Annotated in this window: 2 protein-coding genes; both read left to right on the top strand. The window is 72.6% G+C overall.

Annotated elements, in window-relative coordinates; genetic code table 11:
- Positions 1 to 46 precede the first annotated feature (46 nt).
- Complete coding sequence (locus AB0C29_RS47825) at positions 47 to 1,036, top strand: iron-siderophore ABC transporter substrate-binding protein (RefSeq protein WP_360834944.1); 990 nt, start codon at positions 47 to 49, stop codon at positions 1,034 to 1,036.
- Between the two features lie 11 nt (positions 1,037 to 1,047).
- The coding region (locus AB0C29_RS47820) for an iron chelate uptake ABC transporter family permease subunit (RefSeq protein WP_360834942.1) at positions 1,048 to 1,542 on the top strand (495 nt) is incomplete at its 3' end.

The following is a 1,542-nucleotide window of genomic DNA, read 5'->3' as shown; positions in this document are numbered from 1 at the left end:
CCCGCCCGAACTGACCGACCATCCCACCCGATCAGAAGGAACGACCATGCCCGCCATCCGCGCACTCGCCGTCGCGATGACCGCCCTTTTCCTCGCCGCCTGCGGCACCACGGAGGACGCCGTCGACGCTGCCGGCAGCCCCGGCCCGGCCACCTCGTCCGGCCCGGTGGACCTCACCGACGAGCGCGGGCCGGTGCACCTCGACGCGCCCGCCCGCAACATCGTGTCGCTGGAGTGGGGACTGTCGGAGAACCTCGTCGCCCTGGGCGTCAAGCCGATCGGCCAGGCCGATGTCAAGGGCTACAACAACTACAACACCGTTGCGCCGATCGAAGCGTCGACGCCCGACGTCGGCACCCGCGGTGAACCGAGCCTCGACGCCATCGCCGCGCTGCGGCCGGACCTGGTGGTCACCACGACCGATCTGCCGGAGAACGTCATCGCGCAGATCGCCGAGCAGGCACCCGTGCTCACCCTGCGCGGCTCCGACGGCACCGACCCGATCGGCTACATGCGGCGTACCGTGACCGTGCTGGCCCAGGCCACCGGCACCCAGGCCCGCGGCGCGCAGCTGTTGCAGGAGTTCGACGCGTACGTCGCCGCCGGCAAGGCGAAGCTCGCCCAGGCGGGCAAGGCCGGTGCTCCGTTCACCATGGCCGACGGCTGGATCGACTCGGGCACCGTCTCCCTGCGGCTGTTCACGCCGACGTCGTTCTTCGGCGGGGTCGCCGCCGAGCTCGGGCTGAAGAACCAGTGGACCACCGGCGGTGACAAGGACTACGGCCTCGCGCAGACCGACATCGAGGGCCTGACGAAGATCAAGGACCCGGCCACCTCCTTCGTGTACGTGGCCAACAAGGCCGACGGCGGTGACGCGTTCGTCGCCGCGCTCACCGGCAACGCCGTGTGGAAGCAGCTGCCCTTCGTCAAGGAGAGCAACCTGCACCGACTCCCGGACGGTATCTGGATGTTCGGCGGGCCGCCGTCGGCCCAGGCCTACATCGACGCGCTCATCACCGCGCTGACCGGCGCCTGACCGGTTACGCCGTGACCGACACGACGCACGCGCCGTCCTCCCCCGCGGTCACCACCGCACCGGAGGGCGGCGCGCCCGCCCGCTCCCCGCTCCGCGCGGCCGGCGTCTTCGCTCTCGCCGGCGCGCTGCTGCTCGTCCTGTCCACTGTGCACCTCACGCAGGGCACTGCCGAGCTGAGCATCGGGGAGCTCCTGCGCGCCGTGCTGCCCTGGGCGCACGAGGACGGCACCCGCGGCGAGGCCGTGGCGGTGCTGCTCGCCAGCCGGATCCCGCGGCTGCTGGCGGCACTGCTCGCGGGAGTGGCGATCGGGATGGCCGGCGCCACGCTGCAGTCGGTCGCCCGCAACCCGCTCGCGGCCCCGGACACGCTCGGCGTCAACGCGGGCGCGTACGTGTCAGTCGTCGCGGTCGCGGCGTTCGGCGTCTCGCTGCCGTTCGTGGTCAGCGGGCTGGTCGCGTTCCTCGGCGGTCTCGCCGCGGCCGGGCTGGTGCTGCTCGTCTCGCGC

The sequence above is a fragment of the Actinoplanes sp. NPDC048791 genome (assembly GCF_040650095.1).
In the GTDB taxonomy this organism is placed as follows: Bacteria; Actinomycetota; Actinomycetes; order Mycobacteriales; family Micromonosporaceae; genus Actinoplanes.
Note: the sequence above shows the minus strand (reverse complement) of the source record. Positions and strands in the feature narration are given on the sequence as shown.

What these genes read in the sequence shown, in the direction of transcription:
- AB0C29_RS47825 (WP_360834944.1), top strand. Translation starts at nt 47, where the DNA reads ATGCCCGCCATCCGCGCACTCGCCGTCGCGATGACCGCCCTTTTCCTC.